At 65.8% G+C, this 25,029-nt stretch carries 23 protein-coding genes; 8 read left to right on the top strand and 15 right to left on the bottom strand.

Features of this window, described 5'->3' with window-relative positions:
- Positions 1 to 16: 16 nt before the first annotated feature.
- Complete coding sequence (locus IF690_RS16895) at positions 17 to 892, bottom strand: LysR family transcriptional regulator (protein ID WP_202696584.1); 876 nt, start codon at positions 890 to 892, stop codon at positions 17 to 19.
- Positions 893 to 971: 79 nt separating this feature from the next.
- On the opposite strand from IF690_RS16895, the gene IF690_RS16890 reads away from it, so the two are divergent.
- From IF690_RS16890 to hpaR, 3 genes are all read left to right on the top strand, one after another.
- Positions 972 to 1,919, top strand: a complete 948-nt coding sequence (locus IF690_RS16890; protein WP_202696583.1) for a DMT family transporter — start codon at positions 972 to 974, stop codon at positions 1,917 to 1,919.
- A gap of 252 nt (positions 1,920 to 2,171) precedes the next feature.
- Positions 2,172 to 3,248 carry a 4-hydroxyphenylpyruvate dioxygenase gene (hppD, locus tag IF690_RS16885; protein ID WP_023965760.1) on the top strand — a complete coding sequence of 359 codons (1,077 nt, stop codon included), beginning with the start codon at positions 2,172 to 2,174 and terminating at the stop codon, positions 3,246 to 3,248.
- 144 nt (positions 3,249 to 3,392) lie between these two features.
- Positions 3,393 to 3,815, top strand: coding sequence for a homoprotocatechuate degradation operon regulator HpaR (gene hpaR / locus IF690_RS16880; protein ID WP_007921772.1), 423 nt, complete (start codon positions 3,393 to 3,395; stop codon positions 3,813 to 3,815).
- A gap of 199 nt (positions 3,816 to 4,014) precedes the next feature.
- Here the strand turns inward: hpaR and rarD are convergent, their stop codons facing one another.
- From rarD to IF690_RS16865, 3 genes are all read right to left on the bottom strand, one after another.
- The gene (rarD, locus tag IF690_RS16875; protein WP_202696582.1) at positions 4,015 to 4,896 is read right to left on the bottom strand and encodes an EamA family transporter RarD; all 882 of its coding nucleotides are present in this window, start codon (positions 4,894 to 4,896) and stop codon (positions 4,015 to 4,017) included.
- 184 nt (positions 4,897 to 5,080) lie between these two features.
- A complete protein-coding gene (locus tag IF690_RS16870; protein WP_202696581.1) occupies positions 5,081 to 6,088 on the bottom strand; it encodes an aldo/keto reductase in 1,008 nt (335 codons plus the stop codon).
- 103 nt (positions 6,089 to 6,191) lie between these two features.
- A complete protein-coding gene (locus IF690_RS16865) occupies positions 6,192 to 7,091 on the bottom strand; it encodes a LysR family transcriptional regulator (RefSeq protein WP_202696580.1) in 900 nt (299 codons plus the stop codon).
- Positions 7,092 to 7,251: 160 nt separating this feature from the next.
- Between IF690_RS16865 and IF690_RS16860 the strand changes: the two genes are divergently transcribed.
- Positions 7,252 to 7,662, top strand: a complete 411-nt coding sequence (locus IF690_RS16860; protein ID WP_202696579.1) for a VOC family protein — start codon at positions 7,252 to 7,254, stop codon at positions 7,660 to 7,662.
- Positions 7,663 to 7,920: 258 nt separating this feature from the next.
- Here the strand turns inward: IF690_RS16860 and IF690_RS16855 are convergent, their stop codons facing one another.
- Both IF690_RS16855 and IF690_RS16850 read right to left on the bottom strand, forming a co-directional pair.
- Complete coding sequence (locus IF690_RS16855; protein WP_202696578.1) at positions 7,921 to 9,822, bottom strand: acyl-CoA synthetase; 1,902 nt, start codon at positions 9,820 to 9,822, stop codon at positions 7,921 to 7,923.
- A 215-nt stretch (positions 9,823 to 10,037) separates the two neighbouring features.
- Positions 10,038 to 11,348, bottom strand: a complete 1,311-nt coding sequence (locus IF690_RS16850; RefSeq protein ID WP_202696577.1) for an MFS transporter — start codon at positions 11,346 to 11,348, stop codon at positions 10,038 to 10,040.
- 181 nt (positions 11,349 to 11,529) lie between these two features.
- Between IF690_RS16850 and IF690_RS16845 the strand changes: the two genes are divergently transcribed.
- Together IF690_RS16845 and IF690_RS16840 are read left to right on the top strand one after the other, a co-directional pair.
- Entirely contained in the window at positions 11,530 to 12,657 is a 1,128-nt protein-coding gene (locus IF690_RS16845) for a sugar diacid recognition domain-containing protein (RefSeq protein WP_202696576.1), read from the top strand.
- 272 nt (positions 12,658 to 12,929) lie between these two features.
- A complete protein-coding gene (locus tag IF690_RS16840) occupies positions 12,930 to 14,072 on the top strand; it encodes a glycerate kinase (protein ID WP_202696575.1) in 1,143 nt (380 codons plus the stop codon).
- Between the two features lie 183 nt (positions 14,073 to 14,255).
- Here the strand turns inward: IF690_RS16840 and hpaI are convergent, their stop codons facing one another.
- From hpaI to IF690_RS16800, 8 genes are all read right to left on the bottom strand, one after another.
- The gene (gene hpaI / locus IF690_RS16835; RefSeq protein WP_202696574.1) at positions 14,256 to 15,056 is read right to left on the bottom strand and encodes a 4-hydroxy-2-oxoheptanedioate aldolase; all 801 of its coding nucleotides are present in this window, start codon (positions 15,054 to 15,056) and stop codon (positions 14,256 to 14,258) included.
- An 11-nt stretch (positions 15,057 to 15,067) separates the two neighbouring features.
- Positions 15,068 to 15,871, bottom strand: coding sequence for a 2-oxo-hept-4-ene-1,7-dioate hydratase (gene hpaH / locus IF690_RS16830; protein ID WP_202696573.1), 804 nt, complete (start codon positions 15,869 to 15,871; stop codon positions 15,068 to 15,070).
- Positions 15,872 to 15,873: 2 nt separating this feature from the next.
- A complete protein-coding gene (locus IF690_RS16825) occupies positions 15,874 to 17,181 on the bottom strand; it encodes an MFS transporter (RefSeq protein WP_202696572.1) in 1,308 nt (435 codons plus the stop codon).
- A gap of 168 nt (positions 17,182 to 17,349) precedes the next feature.
- A complete protein-coding gene (locus IF690_RS16820) occupies positions 17,350 to 17,739 on the bottom strand; it encodes a tautomerase family protein (RefSeq protein WP_202696571.1) in 390 nt (129 codons plus the stop codon).
- Between the two features lie 77 nt (positions 17,740 to 17,816).
- The gene (gene hpaD / locus IF690_RS16815; RefSeq protein ID WP_202696570.1) at positions 17,817 to 18,674 is read right to left on the bottom strand and encodes a 3,4-dihydroxyphenylacetate 2,3-dioxygenase; all 858 of its coding nucleotides are present in this window, start codon (positions 18,672 to 18,674) and stop codon (positions 17,817 to 17,819) included.
- A 155-nt stretch (positions 18,675 to 18,829) separates the two neighbouring features.
- On the bottom strand, positions 18,830 to 20,290 hold the full coding sequence (gene hpaE, locus IF690_RS16810; protein WP_202696569.1) for a 5-carboxymethyl-2-hydroxymuconate semialdehyde dehydrogenase: 1,461 nt from the start codon (positions 20,288 to 20,290) through the stop codon (positions 18,830 to 18,832).
- Positions 20,291 to 21,091, bottom strand: coding sequence for a fumarylacetoacetate hydrolase family protein (locus IF690_RS16805; protein ID WP_202696568.1), 801 nt, complete (start codon positions 21,089 to 21,091; stop codon positions 20,291 to 20,293). It lies immediately after the preceding gene.
- Between the two features lie 9 nt (positions 21,092 to 21,100).
- Positions 21,101 to 21,784, bottom strand: coding sequence for a fumarylacetoacetate hydrolase family protein (locus IF690_RS16800; protein WP_202696567.1), 684 nt, complete (start codon positions 21,782 to 21,784; stop codon positions 21,101 to 21,103).
- A gap of 186 nt (positions 21,785 to 21,970) precedes the next feature.
- Here IF690_RS16800 and hpaA point away from each other — a divergent pair, with 186 nt between their 5' ends.
- Positions 21,971 to 22,882, top strand: a complete 912-nt coding sequence (gene hpaA / locus IF690_RS16795) for a 4-hydroxyphenylacetate catabolism regulatory protein HpaA (protein WP_202696566.1) — start codon at positions 21,971 to 21,973, stop codon at positions 22,880 to 22,882.
- Positions 22,883 to 22,953: 71 nt separating this feature from the next.
- Complete coding sequence (locus tag IF690_RS16790; RefSeq protein WP_202696565.1) at positions 22,954 to 24,048, top strand: DUF1176 domain-containing protein; 1,095 nt, start codon at positions 22,954 to 22,956, stop codon at positions 24,046 to 24,048.
- Between the two features lie 6 nt (positions 24,049 to 24,054).
- Here the strand turns inward: IF690_RS16790 and IF690_RS16785 are convergent, their stop codons facing one another.
- Positions 24,055 to 25,029, bottom strand: a complete 975-nt coding sequence (locus tag IF690_RS16785; RefSeq protein ID WP_202696564.1) for a bifunctional helix-turn-helix transcriptional regulator/GNAT family N-acetyltransferase — start codon at positions 25,027 to 25,029, stop codon at positions 24,055 to 24,057.

Below are 25,029 nucleotides of genomic sequence, written 5' to 3'. Positions count from 1 at the left end.
CACCTCCGGGTTGTGCTCAGTCATGGCGATACAGGCTCCGCGCCTGCTCGATAAAGGCCAGGGTCGCTGGCGACGCCTGCCGCCGGTCCAGCACCGCCAACCCTACCTGGCGTCGGGCGGGAGGGGACAGCGCCTTGATCAGGTAACGCGGGTCGCTGGCCTCGGGCAGCGACAACTGGGCGACCAGGGTCAGGGCGTCGCCGCGGGCCACGGTCTCCAGGGTGCTGAGCAGTTGCGAGCTGCGATAGCGGATATTGGGGCTGAGCCTGGCCGCGAGGAACAGCCGGGAAACCAGCTCGGCGGAACCGGCCTCGGTGAGGATGAACGGGTCGTCGCACAGCTCGGCAAGGCTCACCGAGTCCTTGGCGGCCAGCCCGTGCCGGCTGGGGATCAGCGCCACCATCTGGTCTTCCACCAGGGCGAAGCAGTCGAAGCGCTCCTGGGGCAGTACGACGAAACCGACATCGATGCGCCGTTCCTCCAGCCATTGCAGCACCTGGCGGTCGGGCCCCTCGTCGATGTGCACCTCGATACCGGGATGAGCCGCGCGGTAACGCTGGAGGATCGCCGGAAGCAGTTTCATCGACGAGGTCGGGCCGAACGAGCCGATGCGTAAGGTGCCGCGTTTCATGCCGCGGGCATCGGCGGCTTCCTGTTCCATGGTGGCGGCCAGGCCGAGGATGGCGCGGGCCCGCAGCAACAGTTGCTGGCCGATATCGGTGAGCTCCACCAGCGACTGATGCCGGCGGATCAGCTCGACCCCCAGTTCCTGCTCCAGGGACTTGAGCGCGTGGGACACCGCCGACTGGCTGATGCCCAGCCGGCTGGCGGCGCTGGTGAAACCGCGCAGCTCGGCCACCAGGGAGAAGATCTGCAGTTGGCTCAGGGTCATGAGTAAAGGCTCATTTTACGATGATCGAGTATTAGCTGAAGAATACCCGAACCTTCCTTGATCCGCGCCTCGGGGCCTTATGAAAACTGTCGATCAAACCTGTGCCGGGCCTTCCGATCTGCCGGTGTATTGCAAGCTGGCGGCGGTCACCATGATCTGGGGCGGCACCTTCGTCGCCGGGCGCCTGCTGGCGGGCACCCTGGAGCCCTTGCCGGCCGCCAGCCTGCGTTTTCTCCTGGCCAGCCTGGCCTTGCTGCTGTTCATGGCGATCGCCCGGATCGCCCTGGTGCGCCCGAGCCTGGCGCAGTTCGCCCAGCTGGCGGTGCTGGGGTTTTTCGGGATCTTTTTCTACAACCTGTGTTTCTTCGAGGGCTTGCAAGCGATCAATGCCTCGCGCGCCTCGTTGATCGTCGCGCTCAATCCGGCGGTGATTGCCCTGGCGTCCTGGGCGCTGTTCAAGGAGCGCTTGAGTGGCGCCAGGCTGTTCGGCATTGCCTTGTGCCTGGGTGGGGCGGGGGTGGTAATCCTCAGCCGCGATCCGGGGGCCTTGTCCAGCGGCCCGGGCAGTTGGCGCGGGGACCTGCTGATTTTCGGCTGCGTGCTGGGCTGGGGCGTCTATTCGTTGTTTTCGCGCAACCTGAACCAGACCCTGGGCCCGTTGCAGACCGTGACCTATTCGATCCTGCTGGGCACGGCGATGCTCTGGTGCACCGCGGCCCTGCGTGGCGAGGTGCGCCTCGAGGCGTTGGCGAGCCTGACCCTGGAGCAGGGCCTGAGCCTGCTGTACCTCGGCGTGCTGGGCTCGGCCCTGGCGTACATCTGGTATTACGACGGCCTGCGCAAGATCGGCGCGACCCGCTCGGGGGTGTTTATCGCGCTCAATCCGCTGACCGCCGTGATCCTCGGCGCGCTGCTGCTGGACGAACGCCTGAGCCTGGCCATGTGCCTGGGCGGCGTGCTGATCCTGTGGGGCATTTACCAGTGCAACAAACCCCTTGCGGGCCTGGAAAAAAAGCGGATTTTATAGAGAGTGCGGACAAACAGTTTTACGCTGTGTAGAATCTGGTTACGCATACAATAATAAAGTCTTCTGGCAGCAGAAGCCTCGCCCCCCAGCCGGTAAGACAGGGTCGACATGAAGATTCTCGGGTTTCAACTGATTTACGGTGATTTCCTCGCCCGCAGCGTGCGGGGTATCTCTTGCGCGCCACCTGCCTGCCTCAGCATTGCTAGCCACTCACGATCCGTTAATGTCTAAAAGCATGATGAGGCGCCAACCATGGCAGATATCTTCGAAAACCCGATGGGCCTGATGGGCTTTGAATTCATCGAATTCGCATCGCCTACCCCCAACACCCTCGAGCCGATCTTCGAGATCATGGGGTTCACCAAGGTCGCGACCCATAGGTCCAAAGACGTGCACCTGTATCGCCAGGGTGCAATCAACCTGATCCTCAACAACGAGCCCCACAGCGTCGCCTCGTACTTCGCCGCCGAGCACGGCCCGTCCGTATGCGGCATGGCGTTCCGCGTCAAGGATTCGCAAAAGGCCTACAAGCGCGCCCTGGAACTGGGTGCCCAGCCGATCCACATCGAAACCGGCCCGATGGAGCTGAACCTGCCGGCGATCAAAGGCATCGGCGGCGCGCCGCTGTACCTGATCGACCGCTTCGGCGAAGGCAGCTCGATCTATGACATCGACTTCGTCTACCTCGAAGGCGTGGACCGTCATCCGCAGGGCGCCGGCCTGAAGATCATCGACCACCTGACCCACAACGTGTATCGCGGGCGCATGGCCTACTGGGCCGGTTTCTACGAGAAGCTGTTCAACTTCCGCGAGATCCGTTACTTCGACATCAAGGGCGAATACACCGGCCTGACCTCCAAGGCCATGACCGCGCCCGATGGCATGATCCGTATCCCGCTGAACGAAGAGTCGTCCAAGGGCGCCGGGCAGATCGAAGAGTTCCTGATGCAGTTCAACGGCGAGGGCATCCAGCACGTGGCCTTCCTCACCGACGATCTGGTCAAGACCTGGGATCAATTGAAGAAGATTGGCATGCGCTTCATGACCGCGCCGCCGGACACCTACTACGAAATGCTCGAAGGCCGCCTGCCGAACCACGGCGAGCCGGTGAAGGAGCTGCAGTCGCGGGGCATCCTGCTGGACGGTTCCTCGGAAGAGGGCGACAAGCGCCTGCTGCTGCAGATCTTCTCGGAAACCCTGATGGGCCCGGTGTTCTTCGAATTCATCCAGCGTAAAGGCGACGATGGTTTCGGCGAGGGCAACTTCAAGGCACTGTTCGAATCGATCGAACGCGACCAGGTCCGTCGTGGCGTGCTGTCCACCGACTAAGCCGCAGCCTGCCTGGCGATGCAGCCCGGTCGGGGAATCCTCGACCGGGCTTTGTTTTGCCTGTCGGTTGGCAATTGTGAATGTGTTAATGTTCGGCCTTCGTGGCGCCGAGCGTCGCCATCCAACCCTGTGAACGACCCGCACATGACCAACCCAAGACCTTCCCTGACATTGACCCTGCTGCAGGCCCGCGAAGCGGCCATGGCATTCTTTCGCCCATCCCTCAACCAGCACGACCTGACCGAGCAGCAGTGGCGGGTGATCCGCATCCTGCGCCAGAACGGCGAGCTGGAAAGCCACCAACTGGCAAAAATGGCCTGCATCCTGCCGCCAAGCATGACCGGCGTGCTGACCCGCCTGGAGCGCGACGAATACGTCAGCCGGCGCAAGTCCCCCGAGGACCAGCGCCGCCTGTTCATCACCCTGACGGAAAAGGGCGAGGCCTGTTTCGAGTCCATGAGCGGCGACATGGAAATCAACTACCAACGCATCCAGCAGCAGTTCGGCGAAGAGAAGATGCAGGCCTTGCTGGCCCTGCTCAACGAGCTGAAGCAGATCAAGCCCTGAACCCACGGGCACCTGTAGCCCGCCACGACCGTTCCGGTCGATCGCAGCCTGCGGCAGCGGCTACAGGTTTTGCATCGACCAACCGCTCAAGGCCAGACCCGATCCTTGTAGCCGCTGCCGCAGGCTGCGATCGAGGCCGTAGGACTCGCTATCCGCTTCGATGCGGTCTGTCAGGGAGTCAACGGCCACAGGTTGGGCTTCAGCTTCTGCGCTGGCGCAGCAAATGCTTGAACCCCTCGTACACCAGTACCAGCACCGCCAGCCAGATCGGCAGGTAGGTCAGCCATTCCCCGGTCTGGATGCTTTCTCCCAGCAGCAGGGCCACGGCCAGCAGCAACACCGGTTCGACATAGCTCAACAAGCCGAACAGGCTGAAGGGCAGCAGGCGGCTGGCGATGATGTAGGCCACCAGCGCCGAGGCACTGATCAACCCCAGCAACGGAATCAGCAGGTACAGCCAGGGGTGTTGATCGACCACGGCAAAACCCTGCTCGCCGCCTTGCACGAACCACAGCGCGATTGGCAGCAGCAGGGCCATGTCGAGCCACAGGCCACCCAGGTTGTCGGCGGCCAGGCGTTTGCGCAGTACGAAATAGACGGGATAACCGATGGCCACCAATAAGGTCGCCCAGGAAAAACTGCCCACCTGATACAGCTCGTTGAGCACCCCCAGGGTCGCCAGGCCGGCGGCGATCTTTTGCAGCCGCGACAGCTGTTCGCCGTAGACGATGCGCCCGGTCAGGACCATGGTCAGCGGCAGCAGAAAATACCCCAGCGACACATCCAGGCTGTAGCCATTCAACGGCGCCCACATGAACAGCCACAGTTGCACCCCGAGCAGCGCCGCGGACAGCGGCAGCGCCAGCAGCAGAAGCGGTTGGCCCAGCAGTCTCTTGAGGATGGCCCCGACATGCCGCCATTCGCCGCTCAGCAGCATGAACACCGTCATGCACGGCGCGGTGAGCAGCATGCGCCAGCCGAAAATTTCCACCCCGGTCAGGGGCGCCAGCAAGGAGGTGTAGAAATACATGACGGCAAACAGCACCGACGCCAAGACCGATAGAGCAATACCTTTAGACAAGCTGTCCTCGTGCGACCTGAACCAGGCAAATGGGTGGAGGGAAAAACTGCGGGGAATATAGAGGGTTTGGCGCGAGACGTTTACTCGGATTTAGCGCCGGTTACGGGAAAATATCCCGTTTGCCGCCGCTGACCGGCAATGCGCCAGCGGGCGGCCCGCGGAAGGGGCCGCCACTGTGGAGGGATCAGCGTGGCGTGCGTCCGGAGACGAAGTGGCTGACGTCGTTGAAACCCGGGGTCGAGGCATGCCCCGGGGTGACCAGCGAATCGATGAAGGCCTCATCCTCGGCGCTGATCTTCACCTCCAGCGCCTTGGTGTAGGCGTCCCACTGTGCCTCGGTGCGCGGGCCGACGATCGCCGAGCTGACCGCGGCATTGTTCAGCACCCAGGCGATGGCGAATTCGACCATGCCGACCCCGCGGCCCTGGGTGTACTGCTGGATCTGCTGGGCGATGCGCAGCGACTCGACGCGCCATTCGGTTTCCAGGATGCGTTTATCCTGGCGCCCGGCGCGGCTGTTGCTGTCGGGGGCGACATCCGGCGCGTACTTGCCGCTGAGCACGCCACGCGCCAGCGGGCTGTAGGGCACCACGCCCAGCCCGTAGGCCTGGGCCGCGGTGATCTGTTCGGTCTCGGCCTGGCGGTTGACGATGTTGTACAGCGGCTGGCTGATCACCGGCCGGTCGACGCCGAGCCGGTCGGCGATGCGGATCACCTCGGCGATGCGCCAGCCACGGTAGTTGGACAGGCCCCAGTAGCGGATCTTGCCCTGGCGCAGCAGGTCGCCGATGGCCGAGACCGTGACTTCCAGCGGCGTGTTGTGGTCTTCGCGGTGCAGGTAGTAGATGTCGATGTAATCGGTGCCCAGGCGGGTCAGGCTGGCGTCGATGCCATTGAAAATGTGCTTGCGGCTCAGGCCGCTGCGGTTGGGCAGGCCATCGGCGGGGCCGAAGCCGACCTTGGTCGCCAGCACCCATTGGTCACGCTGGCTGGCGATGGCTTCGCCGACGATTTCCTCGGAGCGGCCGTTGGTGTAGACGTCGGCGGTGTCGATGAAGTTGATGCCCTGGTCCCAGGCCTTGTCGATGATGCGCAGGGAATCCTCGGTGCTGGTCTGTTCGCCGAACATCATGGTGCCGAGGGTCAGGGGGGACACGTGCAGCCCGGAGTGGCCGAGGATGCGATAGCTCATGTACGAAATCCTTGTGCGTGAGGTAAGGCCGGCGCGACAGCGGCCAGCGACCGGTCATGGGACGCCCATCAAATACCAGAACGGGCGTAGGGGGCAATCTGAATTATCCGGCCAGCAGTTGGCAGCGGGCCTGCAAAAAGCCTTGCAGCGCCTTCACCCGTTCCGAGACCTGCAAACGGTGCGGGCACAGCAGGTTGAGCGGCACGCTTTCACCTTGCCAGTCGCCGAGCAGGGGCACCAGGCGCCCGGCGCGGATGTCGCTGGCCACATCGAGCCAGGCCTTGTAGACGATGCCGTGGCCGGCCAGGGCCCAGCGCCGCGCCACTTCGCCGTCGTCGCTGAGGTAGTCGCCGCGCACCTGGACTTCCTGCACCTCGCCGTCGCGGCTGAAATGCCAGCTGTTGTAGGGGCGGCCGTTGCGCAGGTACAGCAGCGCGCTGTGCTCGCTCAGCTCGGCGGGTGTTTGCGGGATGCCGCGGCGCGCCAGGTAGTCGGGGCTGGCGCAGGCCAGCCGGTGATGCCGGGGCAGGATAGGCAGGGCCACCAGGCTGGAGTCGCTGGGGACGCCGAAGCGCAGGGCGATGTCGACGGTTTCGCGGAACAGGTCGCTGTGCCGGTCGTTGAGCAAGAGTTGCAGGCGGATATGCGGGTGTTCGCGCTTGAAATCGTCCAGCCAGGGCAGCAGCAGGTTGCGCCCGAAATCCGACGGCGCCGCCAGTTGCAGCACACCGCTGAGCCCCTGGCTTTGTTGCTTGAGGGCCTGTTCGCCCTCCGCCAGGGCCGCCAGGGCCACGCGCACACTGTCCAGGTAGCGTCGGCCTTCTTCGGTGAGGCGCATGCTGCGGGTCGAGCGGGCCAGCAGGCGCATGCCCAGGCGCGTCTCCAGGCGCTTGAGGGCGATGCTGGCGGCGGCGGGGGTCAACTCCAGGCTGCGGGCGGCGGCGGAAATACTGCCGGAGTCGGCGGTACGGACGAAGACTTCAAGGTCGAGAATCGAGCTCATTGCTAAAAATCCTTTAAAGATCCTTGTGTTTTACCGGGATTTTTCCTCGATTATCAAGCTGGGAATATGCAGTCACTTCCATTGCATGAGGGTGAACCATGAAGCCGTTCAGTACTTTCTTGTCGGATCGGACCGCCGTCATCGGTGGCGGAGGTGTGTCATGACCTGGCATTTCGATCATCTGGCGTTCAACACCGCCGAGGGCGACACCTTGCAGCGGGCCTTCCAGGCCTTGCTCGGGCTGGAGGCCGGACGGCGCCCGCCGTTTCCCTTTCCCGGACGCTGGCTGTACCAGGACGGGCAGGCGCTGGTGCACGTGATCGAGCAACCGACCTTCGCCGAGACAGCGCTCAGCCATATCGCCTTCAGGACCGAGGAGGATGCCGCACAGGTGTTGCAGCGGGTCCAGGCCAGCGGCCTGCCGCATCAGGTGGCGCAGGTGCCACAGGACGGCAGCTGGCAGATCTTCGTGCGGATACCGGGTGGCCTGGTGCTGGAACTGGATGCGCCGGCGGGCGCCGACCTGCATCCAGGGTATCGCTATGAAGCGGCTGGCGGCGCGCCTGAATGAAACATGGCCGCACCAATACGGGGGGGGCAAGCATCTGGTCCGTCAGCGCAGAAGCTGAAACTGTAGCCGCTGCCGCAGGCTGCGATCGAGGCCGCAGGACTCGCCATCAGCCATGACGCGGTCTGTCAGCAAAACGGCTTCTCTCCGGTCACGGCCGCTTCGCACGGAGTGCCGCCCAAACCGATTGCAGCCTGCGGCAGCGGCTACGGGTGAATGCCTTGCAGTGCGGCGACCCCGACGGCCGGGGCCGCCGGCGACTCAGGCCGAGTGCAACTGGTAGCGCACCGCGTAACCGCTCAGGCGCTGGTCCAGGGCGGCGCGGCGGGTCGCGTCCAGGCCGGGCACATGGATATCCACCCGTTGCCCGTGGCGCTCGTCGCTGACGGCTTCGACGCGGATGCCGTCGGCAACCTGGCGCACCTCGTCCTCGAACACCCGGCGGATGGCGTCCAGGCGCAGGGCTGGCTTGAAGGTCTTGCCCACGGCCGTCAGGGGGATCTGCTCGAGCAGCCAGACGTCCTTGGGCACCGCGGCCCGTTCATGGATATGCCGCGCGGCGTGCTCCAGCAATTCGGCCGGATCGGCGCTGGCGCCGGCCTTGAGCTGGATGTACACCACCGGCAGCTCGCCGGCCTTGATGTCTGGCTTGCCCACCGCCGCGGCCATGGCCACGGCCGGGTGGCGGTGCAGGGCTTCCTCGATCATCTGCGGGTCGATGTTGTGGCCGCCGCGGATGATCAGGTCCTTGCTGCGCCCGGTGAGCCAGATGTAGCCGTCCCGGTCGATGCGCCCCAGGTCGCCGGTGTTGAACCAGCCGCCGTCGAGCCACAGGCCCTGGTTCTTGTCGGCCTGCAGATAACCCTTGAACACCGTCGGCCCGCGCAGGCAGACATTGCCGGGCTCGTCGGTGGCAGCGTCGCGCAGGTAATGGCCGTCGCTGTCGAGCACGGCGATCTTGACCTCGCAGTACGGCAGGCGCAGGCCGATGGAGCCGGGGCGGCGTTCGCCGTCCTGGGGGTTGCAGCTGGTGGCGCAGGTGCCTTCGGTGAGGCCGTAGCCCTCGATGATTTTCAGCCCCGAGCGCGCCTCGAACTGGCGGATCAGCTCCACCGGCATGGGCGCGGCGCCACACACGGCAAAGCGCAGGCTGGAAACGTCGATGCCGTCGTTGGGCACCTGCAGCAAGGCGGCATAGATGGTTGGCACGCCGCTGAAGCTGCTGACCCGATAACGCTCCACCAGGTGCCAGAAATCCTTGATCAGCGTCGGGTTGCGGTAGCCCTGGGGGCCGGCCAGCAGGACCCGGGCGCCCCGGTGGAAGGCGGACAGCCCGGTGACCATCACCCCGTTGACATGGAACAGCGGCAGCCCGCAGAGCAGCACATCGTTGCTGTCGTAGTCGCCGTGCAGGCCGATGATCTCGGCCATCGCCACTTCGTTGAGGTGGCTGTGGGGCGCCAGTTTCGGCGTGCCGGTGGTGCCGCCGGTGTGGAAGTACGAGGCGATGTCGTCCGGCTGGATCACCCGGCCGCTTTCCAGGTGGTCGGCGGGGCAGGCGGCGAGCAGGGTGTCGAAGTCCAGCACGTCCTCCGGCATTGCTGGGCGCTGGCTCTTGATCGCACTGCGTTGCGGCTCGGGCAGCAGGTTGGCCAGGTCGATGGTGAAGATGGCCTCCAGCTCCGGCAGGCGCTCGCGCAGGTTGGCGACCTTTTGCCAGAGGTCGGTGCCGGGGAAGGGCGCCAGGGTCACCAGCACCGTGGTGCGCGAGGCGCGGACCAGTTCGGCGATGTGTTCCGGCTCCAGCAGCGGGTTGATGGCGTTGACGATCCCGGCGGCCTCGCCGCCCCAGATCACGTAATGGGTCTGCGGCAGGTTGGGCAGCAGGAAGGACACGGCCTTGCCCGGGCGGATGCCCAGCCGGTGCAGGGCGTTGGCGGTGCGGGTGACCTGGGCGAACAACTCGGCGTAGCTGATGTTCCAGGGCTGGTCCTGGATGCTGCCCTGGGGCAGGAAGGTCAGGGCGGTGCGCTCGCCGAAACGGCTGGCCGAGCGTTGCAGCAGTTCATAGGTGCTGGCGGGAAGATTGCGTTGGGCCAGGGGTTGCTGTTGCTCCAGGGCTTGGATGTCGCTCAGGCGGGCGAGGGAAATGGACGCGGTCATGATCGTGTGGGTCTTCCTTCGGTAAGGTCTGCGAGGGAGTCATCAATCGATCCAGCCAATGGAAAACGGCCGCGGCCGGACCTCTGTCCGATATACCACGGGTGTGCTCGGGTGGGCTGTTGCTTTTTGTAGCGAGGTGGTGACAAACCCCCGGCTTGTCCCGGGAAGCCGGGCCCGCCAGAGGGCAGGCCCGGTGGCAGGCACGGAGCTATGGCTCAGCGTTTCAACGTGCGGGTCATGCGCAGGGCCAGCAGGCTGCCGCTGACGATCACGCCCGCCAGCAGGTACAGCGCGGCATCGGTGGAGCCGGTGCTGTCCTTGACCCAGCCGACGATATAGGGGCTGAGGAAGCCGGCCATCTGGCCCATGGAGTTGATCAGCGCCAAACCACCCGCGGCGGCGCCGGCGCTCAGCAGCGCGGTCGGCACCGGCCAGAACATCGGCAGGCCGGTGAGGGCGCCCATGGTGGCGAGGGTCAGGCCGAGGATGGCGATGGTCGGGTTGGCGGCGAAGTTGACCGCGATCACCAGGCCGATGGCGCCCATCAGCATCGGTACTACAAGATGCCAGCGGCGTTCCTGGCGCAGGTCGGCCGAGCGACCGACCATCAGCATGAACAGCGCCGCCAGCAGATACGGAATGGCGCTGAGCCAGCCGATCACCAGGTTGTCGCTGAAGCCGAGGTTCTTGATGATCGACGGCAGCCAGAAGTTGATGGCGTACACACCGCTCTGGATGCAGAAGTAGATCAGGCCGAAGGCCCAGATGGCCGGGTTCTTGAACACCGCCGCCAGGGAGTCGCCGGTGGTCCGCGGCTTGCGCGCGGCGTCTTCGGCCTGGTCGGCTTCGAGCAGCGCGCGTTCCTGCGGGCTCAGCCACTTGGCGTGGGCGAAATTGTCATTGAGCAGGAAGTACGCCAGGGCGCCGAGGATCACGGTGGGGATGCCTTGCAGCAGGAACATCCACTGCCAGCCGGCCATGCCGCCCTGGCCCGCGGCGAAGTGGTTGAGGATCCAGCCGGAGAACGGGCTGCCGAGCAGGCCGGACACCGGGATCGCCGACATGAACAGGGCCATGATGCGGCCGCGGCGGAAGCTCGGGAACCACTGCGAGAGGTACAGCACCACGCCGGGGAAGAAGCCGGCCTCGGCGGCGCCGGTGAACAGGCGCAGGGTGTAGAACTGGGTCGGGGTGGTGACGAACAGCAGGCAGGTCGAGAGCGTGCCCCAGGTGATCATCATCAGCGCGATCCAGCGCCGCGGGCCGAATTTGTTCAGCGCCAGGTTGCTTGGCACGCCGCACAGCACGTAGCCGATGAAGAAGATCCCGGCGCCGAGGCCGTAGACGGTTTCGCTGAATTTCAGGGCATCGAGCATCTGCAGCTTGGCGAAGCCGACGTTCACCCGGTCGAGGTAGTTGAACAGGTAGCAGATGAAGATGAAGGGGATCAGGCGCAGGGTGATGCGCTTGTAGACGGCGTTTTTATCGTCATCGGTGGCCAGGGTGGCAGCGGCGCTCTGTGACATGGCGTGTCTCTCTTTATTATGATTTTTTGCGATGCGAGGTTAACGTTGATCGCCCCGAGAGTCTCGGTCACCCCATGGGCCGCTGTCTTTGTGCCGGCGCACAGGGTTTGCCGGCATCCCCTGTGCCGGTGAACAAGCCTTTGTCATCGTCCCGAGCCCGCTTTCCTAGGATCACGCCGCTATGTTCGAACTGGATCACGACCTGGCGCAGGATATCGTCGACCGGACGATGGCCATCCTGCCCTATAACGTCAACGTCATGGACAGCCAGGGCCTGATCCTTGGCAGCGGCGAGCCCGAGCGCATCAACACCCGTCATGAAGGCGCGCAGCTGGTGCTGGCCAACGGCCGGGTGGTGGAGATCGACGCGCAGACCGCCAAGCACCTCAAGGGCGTGCAGCCGGGGATCAACCTGCCGTTGCTGCACGACCAGCGGCTGATCGGCGTGCTGGGCATCACCGGCGAGCCGGAACGGCTGCGCACCTATGCCGAGTTGGTGCGCATGACCGCCGAGATGCTGGTGGGCCAGCGTCACCAGCAGGCCGAACAGCAATGGCGCCGCCAGCGTTGCGACGACTTGCTGGCGCTGCTGCTCAGCGACAGCGGGGATTCGCCGCGGCTGGTGGACGAGGCGCAGCAGATGGGGCTCAAGCCGCAATTGCCGCGCACGCCTTATCTGTTCGAGCTGGGGCAGAACCAGGAAGGAGCGGCGCAGGGCTCGGAGCAGACCGTCGAGGCCCTGAGCGCCTGGCTGATGTCCCGCTACCCGGACAGCTGGTGCGTCAGCTCGGCCAAGTCCTCGTTGCTGTGGTGCCGGCCGGCGACCCTGAGCGTCGACAACCCGCGGCTGCTGGAAAAGCTCGACAGCCTGGGCTGGAACATCCTGCGCATCGCCGTGGGCGGGCAGGCCGACGGGCTGGCGGGGCTGCGCCGCTGCTACCGGCGGGTCGGCGACTTGCTCGCCTATGGCCGTGACGTGCAGCCCCAGTCGCGGCTGTTGACCCTCAATCGCTTCCGTCTGCCGGTGATGCTCTGGCGCCATCGCAATGACGATGCCCTGGACGAACTGCTCAGTCCCTTGCGCAAGGTCATCGCCAAGGACAGCAATGGCCAGCTGCTGGCGACCCTGCGCAGCTGGTGCGAGCACGACGGCCAGAGCCAGGCCTGCGCCGACGCCCTGGGCATCCACCGCAACAGCCTGCGCTACCGCATGGAGCGCATCGCCGAACTCAGCGGCGTCGACCCGCTCAGGCTCGACGGCATGCTGGCGCTGTACCTGGGGGTGCAACTGTTGCCGCAGAGCGTGTAGCCGCTGCCGAGCCTCGGCGAGGCTGCGATCGGCTGCACGGCAGCCGCAAAAAAAACCTGGCACCGCGGTCTATCTGTCTATCGGTGTGGCGCGGTTCTGCGAGCGCTTCGCGGTCGTGCGCAGCCTCGCTAATGCTCGACAGCGGCTACCGGCGCGGGCGGCGAGGCTATTGTAGAAATGAACAATAAAGCCGCCCCACACTTGTGCAGCCGACCGGGGTCAAGGTCGCGGCCAACTGGCAGCATGGGCGCCATAAGAACCGGAGATAGCCCATGAAAATCATCATCGCCCCCGACTCCTTCAAGGACAGCCTGAGTGCCTCTGGCGTGGCCAGCGCCATCGCCGAAGGGCTGTCGCGGGTGTGGCCGCACGCGCAGCTGATCCAGTGCCCGATGGCGGACGGCGGCGAGGGCACGGTGGAGTCGATCCTCGATGCCTGCGAGGGCCAGTTGCGCACCACCCGGGTCCAGGGACCGTTGGGAGCGCTGGTGGACGCACGCTGGGGCTGGCTGCCGCAGAGCCAGACCGCGATCATCGAAATGGCCGAGGCCAGCGGCCTGCAACTGGTGCCGCCGGGCCAGCGCGATGCCTGCACCAGCAGCACCATCGGCACCGGCGAACTGATCCGCGCGGCCCTGGATGCCGGCGCGCGGCGGGTGATCCTGGCCATCGGCGGCAGCGCCACCAACGACGCCGGCAGCGGTGCCTTGCAGGCGCTGGGCGTGCGCCTGCTGGATGGCGATGGCCAGGCCTTGCCGCTGGGCGGCCTGGCCCTGGCACAGGTAGCGCGGGTCGACCTGAGCCACCTCGACCCACGGCTGGCCGAGGTGCGTTTCGAGATCGCCGCCGACGTCAACAATCCGCTGTGCGGTCCCCACGGCGCCTCGGCGATTTTCGGCCCGCAGAAGGGCGCGTCGCCGCAACAGGTCGAACAGCTGGACCGGGCCCTCGGCCAGTTCGCCGACCAGGCCGCGCAGGTGCTGGACAAGGACGTGCGCGACGAGCCGGGCAGCGGCGCCGCCGGTGGCCTGGGGTTCGCCGCCAAGGCGTTCCTCGGCGCGCGCTTTCGTCCAGGGGTGGAAGTGGTGGCGGAACTGGTGGGGCTGGCCGAGGCCGTGCAGGGCGCGGACCTGGTGATTACCGGCGAAGGTCGCTTCGACGCCCAGACCCTGCGCGGCAAGACCCCCTTTGGCGTGGCGCGCATCGCCAAGCAGCATAATGTGCCGGTGATCGTGATCGCCGGGACCCTGGGCGAAGGCTACGAGCAGATGTACGAACACGGCGTGGATGCGGCCTTTGCCCTGGCCGCCGGCCCCATGACCCTGGAGCAGGCCTGTGCCGAAGCGCCGCGCTTGCTGCGGGACAGGGCCGCGGATATCGCCCGGGTCTGGCGCCTGGCGGCGCGCCAGGGCTGAGGTCCGTAGCCCCGTAGCCCCGTAGCCGCTGCCGAGCCTGCGAGGCTGCGATCGGGCTGGGCGGCATTCCGACGTAGCGGCCACAAGGAGCCAGCGCGGTGAACCAGCCCCAAAGCAATCACAGGTTTTGCGCCTGCTGCGCAGTCGATCGCAGCCTCGCAGGCTCGGCAGCGGCTACAGGGGTTAGTAAACGCCGCCACCCGAGGTAGGCGCCGCCACCTCCTTGTACTGCCCCAGCAACCCCAGCAACCCCTTCATCAGCACCGTGGTATCCACCCCCACCGCGACGAAGTTCGCCCCCAGTTCGATATAGCGCTGTGCCAGGGTCCGGTCGGTGCTGAGGATCCCGGCGGCCTTGCCGGCCTTGCGGATCCGCGCGATGGCGTCTTCGATCGCCGCGACCACCTCGGGATGCCCCGGGTTACCGCGATGACCCATGGCTGCCGAGAGGTCGGCCGGGCCGATAAACACACCGTCGACCCCGTCCAGGGCGGCGATGGCATCCAGGTTGGCCAGGCCTTCGAGGTTCTCGATCTGCAGCAGCAGGCACATCTGCTCATCGGCCTGGTCCAGGTAACCGGGGATACTGTTCCAGCGCGACGCCCGGGCCAGGGCGCTGCCGACGCCACGGATGCCCGCCGGCGGATAACGCATGGCGCGCACCAGCTGCCGGGCCTGCTCGACGCTTTCGACCATGGGGATCAGCAGGGTCTGGGCGCCGATATCCAGCAGTTGCTTGATCAGCGCGGTGTCGCCCACCGGCGGGCGGATGATGCCTTGCACCGGATAGGGCGCGATGGCCTGCAACTGGCCGAGTAGGCTGTTGAGGTCGTTGGGCGCGTGTTCGCCGTCCAGCAGCAGCCAGTCGAAACCGGCGTTGGCCGCCAGCTCCGCGCAATAGGCGTTGGCCAGGCCCAGCCACAGGCCGATCTGTGGCGCGTCCTGCCGCAGGCGTTGCTTGAAATGATTGATCGGCAGTTGCATGAGCGTGCTCCTCAGACAAAACGGCAGGCGATGCTGCCAAGCTGATCGTAGTCGACGTGGAAGGTGTCGCCGGGGCGGGCGGCCACCGGGCGGGTGAAGGAGCCGCCAAGGATGATCTGCCCGGCCTCCAGGCCGACGTCGTAGGCCGCCAGCTTGTTGGCCAGCCAGGCCACACCCTTGGCCGGATGGTTGAGCACCGCCGCGGAGACCCCGGATTCCTCGATCACGCCGTTGCGATAGAGCACCGCCGGTACCTTGCGCAGGTCGATATCGCCGGGGCGCACCGCGCGGCCGCCCATGACCACCCCGGCGTTGGCGGCGTTGTCGGAAATGGTATCGAACACCTTGCGCGTGGCCTGGGTCTGCGGGTCGACCTGCTGGATGCGCGCGTCGATGATCTCCAGGGCCGGGATCACCCATTCGGTGGCGTCGAGCACATCGAACAGCGTGCAGTTCGGGCCCTTGAGCGGCTTGCCGAGAATGAACGCCAGCTCCACCTCGACCCGCGGCACGATAAAGCGCTGGAAGGGAATGTCGCTGCCTTCCTCGAACAGCATGTCGTCCAGCAGGGCGCCGAAGTCCGGCTCGCTGATGTTCGACGACACCTGCATGGCCCGCGAGGTCAGGCCGATCTTGTGCCCGACCAGCTTGCGCCCGGCGCGGATCTTGTGTTCCACCCAACTGCGCTGGATGGCGTAGGCGTCTTCGAGGGTGATGCCGGGAAACTCCAGCGACAGCTGGGCGATCTGTTCCCGGTTGCGTTCGGCGGCGTCGAGGCGGGCGGCGGCCTGCTGGATGTCCGAAGTGCTGAGCATGGTTACTTCTCCTGGGGATTGACGATAAGGGCCGGCACCCGCAGCACCAGCCAGGCGCCGCCGGCGATCAGCAGGGCCAGGGCATACAGGGCGAGGCTGGCACTCTGGGTGGCGTCGCGGACCACCCCGATCAGGTAGGGCGCGAGGAAGGCGGCGATGCTGCCGAAGGAACTGATCAGGGCGATCCCCGCGGCCTGGGTGTTGCTGGCGAGAAAGGCCGGCGGCAGTTGCCAGAACATTGGCAGCGCGGCGCTGGCGCCCATGCCGGCCACCAGCAGCCCGGCCATCACCAGCCAGGCGTTGTCCGGGGCCAGGCCGGCGGCGATCAGGCCGACACTGGACATCAGCAGCGGCACGCTCAGGTGCCAGCGCCGTTCGCGCAGGCGGTCGGAAGAGCGACCGACGCCGATCATGAACAGGCAGCCGGCCAGGTACGGCAGGGCGCTGAGCAGGCCGACGCGGCTGTCGCGGGCGATGCCGGCATGGTGGATCAGGGTCGGCATCCAGAAGGCAATGGTGTTGACCGCCAGCATCACCGCGAAATAGATGCACACCAGCAGCCAGATGTGCCTGTCCTGGAGGATGCCGGCGAAGCGGGTGATCGGCTTGTGCTGTTCTTCCTGGCTCAGGGCCGCGTGCAGTTGCTGCTTTTGCTGGGCCGTCAGCCAGCCGACGCTGTCGATGCTTTCCGGCAGCGCCTTGAGCACCACCAGGCCAAGCAGGACCACCGGCAGGCCTTCGATCAGGAACATCCATTGCCAGCCGCGCATCCCGCCCAGGTCGTGGAAGCTTTCGAGAATCCAGCCCGACAGCGGCCCGCCGATCACCCCGGCCATGGGCACGGCGATGGCGAATAGCGCGGTCACCTGGCCGCGGCGGCTGGCCGGGAACCAGCGATTGAGCAGCACCAGGATGCCGGGGAAAAATCCGGCTTCGGCCACCCCCAGCAGAAAGCGCAACAGGTAGAAGCCGGCGGCGCTGTCCACCAGCAGCATGGCACTGGACAGCAGGCCCCAGACCACCATCAGGGTGGCGATCCAGCGGCGCGGCCCGACCCGGTCCAGGGCCAGGTTGCTGGGCACGCCGAACAGCGCGTAGGCGATGAAGAACAGGCCGGCGCCAAAACCGTAGACGCTGTCGCTGAAGCCCAGGTCCTGGGTCATCTGCAGCTTGGCGAAGCCGATATTGATGCGGTCGAGGTGGGCGAAGATGTAGCAGGTGAACAGCAGGGGCATCAGCCGCCAGGTGATCCGCCGATAGGTGTCGGACGTCTGCGTGGCGCTGGGCAGGGCAAGGGTCGAGCTGGACATGGGCGGGGCCTCTTTATTGTTCTTGTCGATAGGGCACGGACCTGTAGCCGCTGCCACAGGTTGCGATCGGCTTGGGCGGCACTTCCGACGAAGCAGTCGTGCTCTTGAGATTGCTGGAAGCCCCTCCGGGGCTTATCGCAGCCTGCGGCAGTGGCTACAGGTCACAGGTCACGCTTGGCGCTTGAGAAACTCATGCACGTTGTTGTGCTTGAAGTTCAGCTCGGCATCCAATTCGCTCATCTCGAACGACAGCGCCAGCAGGCGCTGGGCCTGGAGCTCGGCGAAGTGCGCCTTGATGATCTCGAACAAACCCTCGGCGACCTTGCGTCTTGTCGCCAGGTCGCGCCCGGCGCCGACTTGCAGGCGCATATGGACGAAGGCGTAGTCGTGCTTGCCGTCGGCCATGCGCCAGGTGTCCAGGCGCACGCCGCGGCTGCGGATGCCGCCGAGCGGGAACACGCCGCTGGCCCCCAGATACTCATGCACCTTGCTAAAGAGCCCCGGCAGGTCGGCGGCCTGCTCGATGTTGTCGGTGTATTCGGCGATGAAGTGCGGCATGTGATCCTCCTTGCGGGCGAACCTTCGGCGGCCAGCCCTGGAAATCCAGGGCTGGGCTGGCGAGGCTGGCACGGCGTCTAGAGCGGGAAAATGGCGTTGATCTGGCCGGTGCCGGAGCTGCCGAAAGGCGCGGTGACGATCTGGGCCGGCCGGTTGTATTCGGGGCCGCCGAGCAGGCCCAGGAGCATGGCGGTGTCGTGCATCCGGCCTTCGCCGAAGCAGTGCTCGGCGTAGTCCGGGAGCATCGAGCAGAACTCGCGGAAGCGCCCCTGTTGCCATAGCTCGACCACTCGCAGGTCCATCTGCTTGTCGAATTCGCGGGTCCAGTTATGGATGTTGGCTTCGGCCTCGCGGTCGTCGGAGAAGCGGTGCGACAGCGAGCCGGAGGCCAGCACCAGGACCTTGCGGTCGCTCTTCTCGATGGCCCGGCGCACCGCGGCGCCGAAGGTGAAGCTGTCTTCGAGCCTGTGCCAGGCACACCAGGCAGCGATGGAAATCACCTGGAAATGCTGCTCCGGCGGCACGTCCATGTGCATGTAGCGCATCGGCACCAGGGTGCCGTATTCCAGCTCCAGGCTGGGGATGTTGTGGGCGAGGGTGCGCACATCGGCGGCATTGGCTTCGGCGGCAATCAGCTCGCCCAGCGCCGGGCAGCCGTCGTAGTCGTAGTCCATGTTCTTGATGAAGTGCGGCAGTTCGTTGCTGGTGTAGGTGCCCTTGAAGTGCTCGCCGCAGTTGATGTGGTAACCGCTGTTGACCAGCCAGTGCACGTCGAACACCACCGCGGTGTCCGCCCCCCGTTCACGGGCGCGGCGGGCGATTTCCTTGTGCCCGGCGATCGCCGCTTCGCGACAGCCGTGGTGTTTGCCCGGCAGTTCGGACAGGTACATCGATGGAACGTGGCAGACCTTGGCGGCCATGACGACTTCGCCCATGGTGCTTCTCCTGAAACATCTTGTTGTTCGACCTTGTAGCCGCTGCCGAAGGCTGCGATCGACTGCGTAGCAGTCGTGACCGGGACACCTCGATCGACTGTGAACAAGGCGCCGGATCGCGGCCCGCGGCCACGGCTACAGTGGATTTTTCAACCTTACACGCCCCAGCGCGGGATGTGGTGGCTGCCCATGGAGAGACAGACGTTCTTGATCTCGGCAAACACCTCGAAGCTGTACTCGCCACCTTCGCGGCCGGTGCCGGAGCCCTTGACCCCGCCGAACGGCTGGCGCAGGTCGCGCACGTTCTGGCTGTTGATGAACACCATGCCGGCCTCGATGCCGCGGGCCAGGCGATGGGCCTTGCCGATGTCCTGGGTCCAGATGTAGGAGGCCAGGCCGTACTCGGTGTCGTTGGCCAGTTGCAGGGCCTCGGCTTCGTCCTTGAACGGGATCAGGCAGACCACCGGGCCGAAGATCTCTTCCTGGGCGATGCGCATCTTGTTATTGACGTCGGCGAACACCGTCGGCTGGATGAACTGGCCACGGGCGAGGTGCGCCGGCAGGTTGGCCGGGCGCTCCAGGCCGCCGGCGAGCAGGGTGGCGCCTTCCTCGATGCCGATGCGGATATAGCCGGTGACCTTGTCGTAGTGGGCCTGGGTGATCATCGAGCCGACCTGGGTCTTGGGATCGGTCGGATCGCCGACGATCAGCCGCTTGGCGCGGGCGGCGAACTCCGCGGCGAACTGCGGGTAGACGCTTTCCTGGATGAAGATCCGGCTGCCGGCGGTGCAGCGTTCGCCGTTCAGGGAGAAGATGGTGAACAGCGCGGCGTCCAGGGCGCGCTGCAGGTCGGCGTCTTCGAAGATCAACACCGGCGACTTGCCGCCCAGTTCCATGGAGTACTTTTTCAGCCCCGCGGTCTGCATGATCTTCTTGCCGGTGGCGGTGCCGCCGGTGAAGGAAATCGCCCGCACGTCCGGATGCCGTACCAGGGCATCGCCGGCGGTGGCGCCGTAGCCCTGGACGATATTCAGCACACCCTTGGGGATGCCGGCTTCGAGGGCCAGGCGCCCCAGTTCGTTGGCGGTCAGCGGCGACAGCTCGGACATCTTCAGCACCGCCGTGTTGCCCAGCGCCAGGCACGGCGCGGTCTTCCAGGTGGCGGTCATGAACGGTACGTTCCACGGCGACACCAGGGCGCAGACGCCGACCGGCTGGTACAGGGTGTAGTTGAGCATCTGGTCGTCCACCGGATAGCTGTGGCCATCCATGCGGGTGCAGACCTCGGCGAAGAAGTCGAAGTTGTGCGAGGCGCGGGGGATCAGCACGTTACGGGTCTGGTGGATCGGCAGGCCGGTGTCGAGGGTTTCCAGTTCCGCCAGGTGTGGCACGTTCTGGTCGATCAGCTCGCCCAGCTTGCGCATCAGCCGTGCCCGTTCTTTCGCCGGAGTATTGGCCCATTTTGGAAAGGCTGCCTTGGCGGCCGCGACCGCCTGGGCGATTTCCCCGGCACCGCCGCTGGCCACTTCACCAATGGCTTCGCCAGTGGCCGGGTTGTAGTTGACGAAAGTGTCTTGGCTTTCGACCTCGCGGCCGTTGATCCAGTGTTTGATCATTTATGCGTGCTCCTTGGCCGCCAGTTGCGTGTCGTGTTGCGCCTTGATCCGGAAAAACTCCGCCTCGCCGACGATACGGTTGACCAGCCGGCCGACGCCTTCGACTTCCACCACCACTTCATCGCCGGGCACCACGTCGGACAGGCCTTCCGGGGTGCCGGTGGCGATCATGTCGCCGGGTTGCAGGGTCATGAAGCTGGAGAGGTATTCGATCAGGTAGGGGATGTCGAAGATCATGTCGGCGGTAGTGCCTTCCTGGCGCAGCTCACCGTTGACCCAGGTGCGCAGCTTCAGCCGGTTCGGCTCGGGCACGTCGGCGGCGTCGACTATCCAGGGGCCGACCGGGGTGGTGGCGTCGCGGTTCTTCACCCGCAGATTGGGCCGGTAGTAGTTTTCCAGGTAGTCGCGGATCGCGTAGTCGTTGCACAGCGTATAGCCGGCCAGGTAGTCCAGGGCGTCCTCGCGCTTGACGTTGCGCGCGGTCTTGCCGATCACCGCCACCAGTTCGCACTCGTAGTGCATGTAGGCGACGTTGTCCGGGCGCCAAGTGAGCTGGTTGTGGCCGGTGTAGGTGCCGGGGGACTTGATGAACACCAGCGGCTCGGTCGGCGGCTTGAAGGCCAGCTCGGCGGCGTGGTCGGCGTAATTCAGGCCCAGGGCGAACATGCTGCCGGTGGCCGGGGGCAGCCACTCGACCTGATCCTCGGCAAGCACACGGCCATCGGCCAGTTTCACGCTGTTGGGCGCGTTGACCAGCACGTCGTGGACCTGGCCTTGATAACGGATGCGGGCGTGTTTCATGGCGGCTCCTTATTCAGCGGCTTTTTCGCCGGCTATTTCGGCAACAACGTGATTGGCGAGACGGCCCAGGCCACTGATCTCCACTTCGATGCGGTCGCCGGGCTTGACGTCGACGCGGCCTTCAGGGGTGCCGGTGATCAGCACGTCGCCCTCGTGCAGGGTCATGAACTCGCTGATTTCGGCGATCAGCTGGGGAATGCCACGCACCAGGTTGGCGGTGCTGTTGCGTTGCAGCAGTTGGCCGTTGACCCACAGTTTCAGTTCCAGCTCATGGGGATCGCGCACCTGGGCCACCGGCACCAGTTCCGGGCCGAAGGCGCAGAAGCCGTCGCGGCACTTGGCCTTGACGGCGGGGCGGTAGTAGCTGTCTTCCGGCAGGCTGAACTCGTTGACGATGGTGTAGCCAGCGACGTGCTGCAGGGCGTTTTCCGCGCGGACCCGGCTGGCGCTCTTGCCGATCACCACGCCCAGCGCCGGGCCCGGTTGCAGGCGTTCGACGTCCTGCGGATAGATCACGGCGCCGCCGTGGACGTTGCGCGTGTTGGGGGTCTTGATGAACAGCACCGGCTTGACCGGTGGCTTCTGGTAGGGCGGCTGGGTGAAGGATTCCAAGTGGCTGCGCAACAGGCCCTGGTAGTTCAGCGCGACGCCGAACAGGGTGCCGGTGGCGACTTCATGCAGTGCACGGCTCATTGTGGTGTTCTCCTGAGCATCGCGGAAGACGAGGTGGTTTCGTTAATGTGTTAACGTTATATTTAATATGTTAACGATCGTCAAGCGCCGGCCATGGCCTGTTCGCCACGTACTGGTGGACAGGTCGCGAATCGCGCAGGATGTGGGGCGCTTGCCGCGGGAAAAAATAACCAGAGACACGCCACCATGAGCGATCGCCAGCCGATCCCCAACATCAACATCGGTCAGGTCTACGACCAGCGCTACGCCGACTCGCAGGTGCATTACGACAAGCTGAGCAACCTGGCGGGATTCTTCGGCCGCAACATGCCGGTGCACCGCCACGACCGGTTTTTCCAGGTGCATTACGTGAAAAGCGGCGCAGTGCGGGTCTACCTCGACGACCAGCAATACCTGGAGTCGGGGCCGATGTTTTTCCTCACGCCGCCGACCATTGCCCATTCCTTCGTCACCGAGGCCGACAGCGAAGGCCATGTGTTGACCGTGCGCCAACAGCTGGTGTGGGAGCTGATCGAAGCCGACAGTCGCCTCGCCAGTGGCCCCCAGGTGGCACCGGCCTGCGTGGCCCTGGCGCGCCTGGATCCGGGGTTCGCCGGCGAGGCGCGGCGCCTGGCGTTGCTGTTCGATGAGTTGCAGGTGGAGGTCGCCGGGCAGGGCGCCGGGCATGCGCCGGCGCTGGAGGCCCTGACCCGGTTGATCATGATCAGCCTGCTCAGGCTCTCGGCCAATTCCCTCAAGGCACGCCCGGCGCGCCACGAAGACCTGCACATCTTCCATCGCTTCAACGAGCTGATCGAAGCCCAGTACCTGGAGCACTGGCCGCTGTCGCGCTATGCCGGGCAGATCGGTGTCACCGAAGCGCGCCTCAACGACGTCTGCCGGCGCATCGCCGACCTGCCGTCAAAGCGCCTGGTGTACGAGCGCCTGATGCAGGAGTCCAAGCGCCTGCTGCTGTTTACCGCCAGTTCGGTGAACGAAATCTGCTACCAGCTGGGGTTCAAGGACCCGGCGTATTTCAGCCGGTTTTTCCAGCGCTACGCGAAGATGACGCCAGGGGAGTACCGGGCGCGCCAGGGGGCGCCAAACCCCTCGTCCTGAAGGCAAAAAAACTGCGAGGGCAGGGGCGCTGCGTGGGACAATCGACGCTTTTGCCCGACAAGGAAAGTCCCATGTTGCAGCGCACCCTGATGGTTCTTGTGTTGGCGGCCAGCGCCGCCCAGGCGCTGGCGCAGAACGCCGCGGAAAAGGTGCCCTTGCTGCGCCAGACCCAGGAATGGATCACCGGCTGCGACAACCTGCGCGGCTGCCACGCCCTGAGCGCGCCCAATGGCGAGCATGGCGTGCAGTACAGCAGCCTGACCCTGCACATCCAGCGTCGCGCCGGCCCCGACGGCCCGCTGGAGATACGCCTGGACCAGCGCGGCGAGCCCGCCGAGCTGTCGGCCTTGCGCCTCGACGGCCAGCCGCTGGAGCCGCAACTGCTGGATGCCCTGGTGCTGTTGCCGGAGAAGAAGGGCGCGCAGACCCAGGTCACCCGCTATGAAATCGCCGACCCGACCCGGGCCCGCCAGTGGCTGGAACGCCTGCGTAATGCCGAGGAACTGAGGCTGGCGGGAGACGACGAGGCCCGGGTGCCGTTGTCCGGTCTGTCGGCGGCGCTGCTGCTGATGGACGCGGTGCAGGGCCGGGTCGATGGCGTGACGGCGCTGTGGCGGCCAGGCCAGCGTCCGGCCAGCGAGGTTCCGGCGCGGCCGCTGCCGGCCCGGCTGCGGGCTTATCCAGGGGCGCCGGAACTGACGGCGGCGGAACGCACGCGGATCTCGGCGGCCGCCGCGAAACTCGCTGCGCCGGGCACGCCCAACGATGACGAAGACTCTGTGGCCGAGCCCCAGGTCGAGGTCTATCCACTGACCGCGCAGCGGGCGTTGACGGTGGTGTTGAGCGAATGCGCGGCCTACAACTGCGATTACCTGATCAACAGTTGGTCGCGCAGCAATCCACCGAAGATCGAGGAACTGCGCCGGCAAACCTTGCCGATGGACAACGCGGACGGCTCGGGTGGCGCCCACTACGACCCCAAGACCGGGGTGTTGACCACCTTCTATCTGGCGCGTGGCATCGGCGACTGTGGTGAAACCGGGCGCTGGCTGTTCGACGGCGAAGGCTTCCAGCTCAGCGATTACCGGCAGATGCCGACCTGCAACGGCCTGCCCTTGGAAGACTGGCCGCGGCTGTGGAGCATCGCGCCGCCGGCCAACCGCTGAGGCGTTTCAGGCCAGGCCTGGATGGCGGCGCTCGAACTTCTGCTCCAGCACGGTCTTGCCCCATTGCGCCGCGGGCTGTTCCTCCACCAGCCGGAAGCCGAAGGCTTCGTACAGATGCCGGGCGGCGTCCAGGCCGCTGAAGGTCCACAGGTAGCAGGACGCTGCCCCCACCTGGTCGCAATGCTCCAGCGCTGTCTTGAGCAGCAGGCGGCCAGTGCCGGTGCCACGGGCCGCCTCGTCGAGGATGAACCAGCGCAGATGGGCACTCTTGTCGGCCTGCTTGTGGTCCGGGGCGCCGCCGAGATCGATGGCGATCGAACCGACGATCTGCTCGTCCAGCACCGCCAGCCAGATGCCGTTATCCGGGTGGTCCAGGCGCTCGCTGAACTCGGCCAGACCCGCCGCGACGCGCTGTTCAAAGAACTGCCCGAAACCCACCAGGCGCGAGTAGTAGTGCGCATGCAGCTCGGTGATGCGGCCGATCATGCCCGGCCGATAGCCACGCTGCACGCTAGGGGTTGCCGTGGCGATCTGCGCATGGCCCAGGCGGCAGGCCTGCAGCGCCTGGCCATAACTGCGCAGGCCGGCGACCACCTGGCTTTGCTCGCGTGGTGCAAGCAGGTGCAGCGCCTGTTGCACCTGGGCGCTGCCAAAGGCATGGATAGCGGCGACCTGTTTGCGCCCGCTGGCGGTCAGGCCCAGCTGTTTTTCCCGGGCATCGGTGGGGCTGGGGCTTTCCTGGATAGCGCCGCGCTCGATGAGCTTGGCCAGCAGGCGGCTGACCGAGGATTTTTCCAGGTTCAGGGTCTTGCCCAGCTGGGCGGCGGTGAGCGGGGCATGCAGATCGAGTTCGATCAGCGCATGCACCGCCGAAGGCGGCAGGTCGGAGCCGGCCAGGGTGGCGCCCATGAAACCCAGCTCGCGCACCAGTTTGCGCGATTCGTTACGGATCTGATCCACCAGCGGCGATTGGGAGGACAT

This window comes from Pseudomonas sp. SK3(2021), from assembly GCF_016772375.1.
GTDB lineage: Bacteria > Pseudomonadota > Gammaproteobacteria > Pseudomonadales > Pseudomonadaceae > Aquipseudomonas > Aquipseudomonas chlororaphis_I.
This window is presented reverse-complemented; position numbering and strand designations above follow the sequence as displayed.

Coding starts and splice junctions, on each gene's coding strand:
- IF690_RS16790 (WP_202696565.1), top strand. CDS start 22,954: ATGTTGCAGCGCACCCTGATGGTTCTTGTGTTGGCGGCCAGCGCCGCC.
- hppD (WP_023965760.1), top strand. CDS start 2,172: ATGGCAGATATCTTCGAAAACCCGATGGGCCTGATGGGCTTTGAATTC.
- IF690_RS16850 (WP_202696577.1), bottom strand. CDS start 11,348: ATGTCACAGAGCGCCGCTGCCACCCTGGCCACCGATGACGATAAAAAC.
- hpaD (WP_202696570.1), bottom strand. CDS start 18,674: ATGGGCGAAGTCGTCATGGCCGCCAAGGTCTGCCACGTTCCATCGATG.
- hpaR (WP_007921772.1), top strand. CDS start 3,393: ATGACCAACCCAAGACCTTCCCTGACATTGACCCTGCTGCAGGCCCGC.
- hpaE (WP_202696569.1), bottom strand. CDS start 20,290: ATGATCAAACACTGGATCAACGGCCGCGAGGTCGAAAGCCAAGACACT.
- IF690_RS16895 (WP_202696584.1), bottom strand. CDS start 892: ATGACCCTGAGCCAACTGCAGATCTTCTCCCTGGTGGCCGAGCTGCGC.
- IF690_RS16805 (WP_202696568.1), bottom strand. CDS start 21,091: ATGAAACACGCCCGCATCCGTTATCAAGGCCAGGTCCACGACGTGCTG.
- IF690_RS16890 (WP_202696583.1), top strand. CDS start 972: ATGAAAACTGTCGATCAAACCTGTGCCGGGCCTTCCGATCTGCCGGTG.
- IF690_RS16855 (WP_202696578.1), bottom strand. CDS start 9,822: ATGACCGCGTCCATTTCCCTCGCCCGCCTGAGCGACATCCAAGCCCTG.
- IF690_RS16825 (WP_202696572.1), bottom strand. CDS start 17,181: ATGTCCAGCTCGACCCTTGCCCTGCCCAGCGCCACGCAGACGTCCGAC.
- IF690_RS16820 (WP_202696571.1), bottom strand. CDS start 17,739: ATGCCGCACTTCATCGCCGAATACACCGACAACATCGAGCAGGCCGCC.
- IF690_RS16865 (WP_202696580.1), bottom strand. CDS start 7,091: ATGAGCTCGATTCTCGACCTTGAAGTCTTCGTCCGTACCGCCGACTCC.
- IF690_RS16845 (WP_202696576.1), top strand. CDS start 11,530: ATGTTCGAACTGGATCACGACCTGGCGCAGGATATCGTCGACCGGACG.
- hpaH (WP_202696573.1), bottom strand. CDS start 15,871: ATGCTCAGCACTTCGGACATCCAGCAGGCCGCCGCCCGCCTCGACGCC.
- IF690_RS16870 (WP_202696581.1), bottom strand. CDS start 6,088: ATGAGCTATCGCATCCTCGGCCACTCCGGGCTGCACGTGTCCCCCCTG.
- hpaA (WP_202696566.1), top strand. CDS start 21,971: ATGAGCGATCGCCAGCCGATCCCCAACATCAACATCGGTCAGGTCTAC.
- hpaI (WP_202696574.1), bottom strand. CDS start 15,056: ATGCAACTGCCGATCAATCATTTCAAGCAACGCCTGCGGCAGGACGCG.
- IF690_RS16800 (WP_202696567.1), bottom strand. CDS start 21,784: ATGAGCCGTGCACTGCATGAAGTCGCCACCGGCACCCTGTTCGGCGTC.
- IF690_RS16840 (WP_202696575.1), top strand. CDS start 12,930: ATGAAAATCATCATCGCCCCCGACTCCTTCAAGGACAGCCTGAGTGCC.
- IF690_RS16860 (WP_202696579.1), top strand. CDS start 7,252: ATGACCTGGCATTTCGATCATCTGGCGTTCAACACCGCCGAGGGCGAC.
- IF690_RS16785 (WP_202696564.1), bottom strand. CDS start 25,029: ATGTCCTCCCAATCGCCGCTGGTGGATCAGATCCGTAACGAATCGCGC.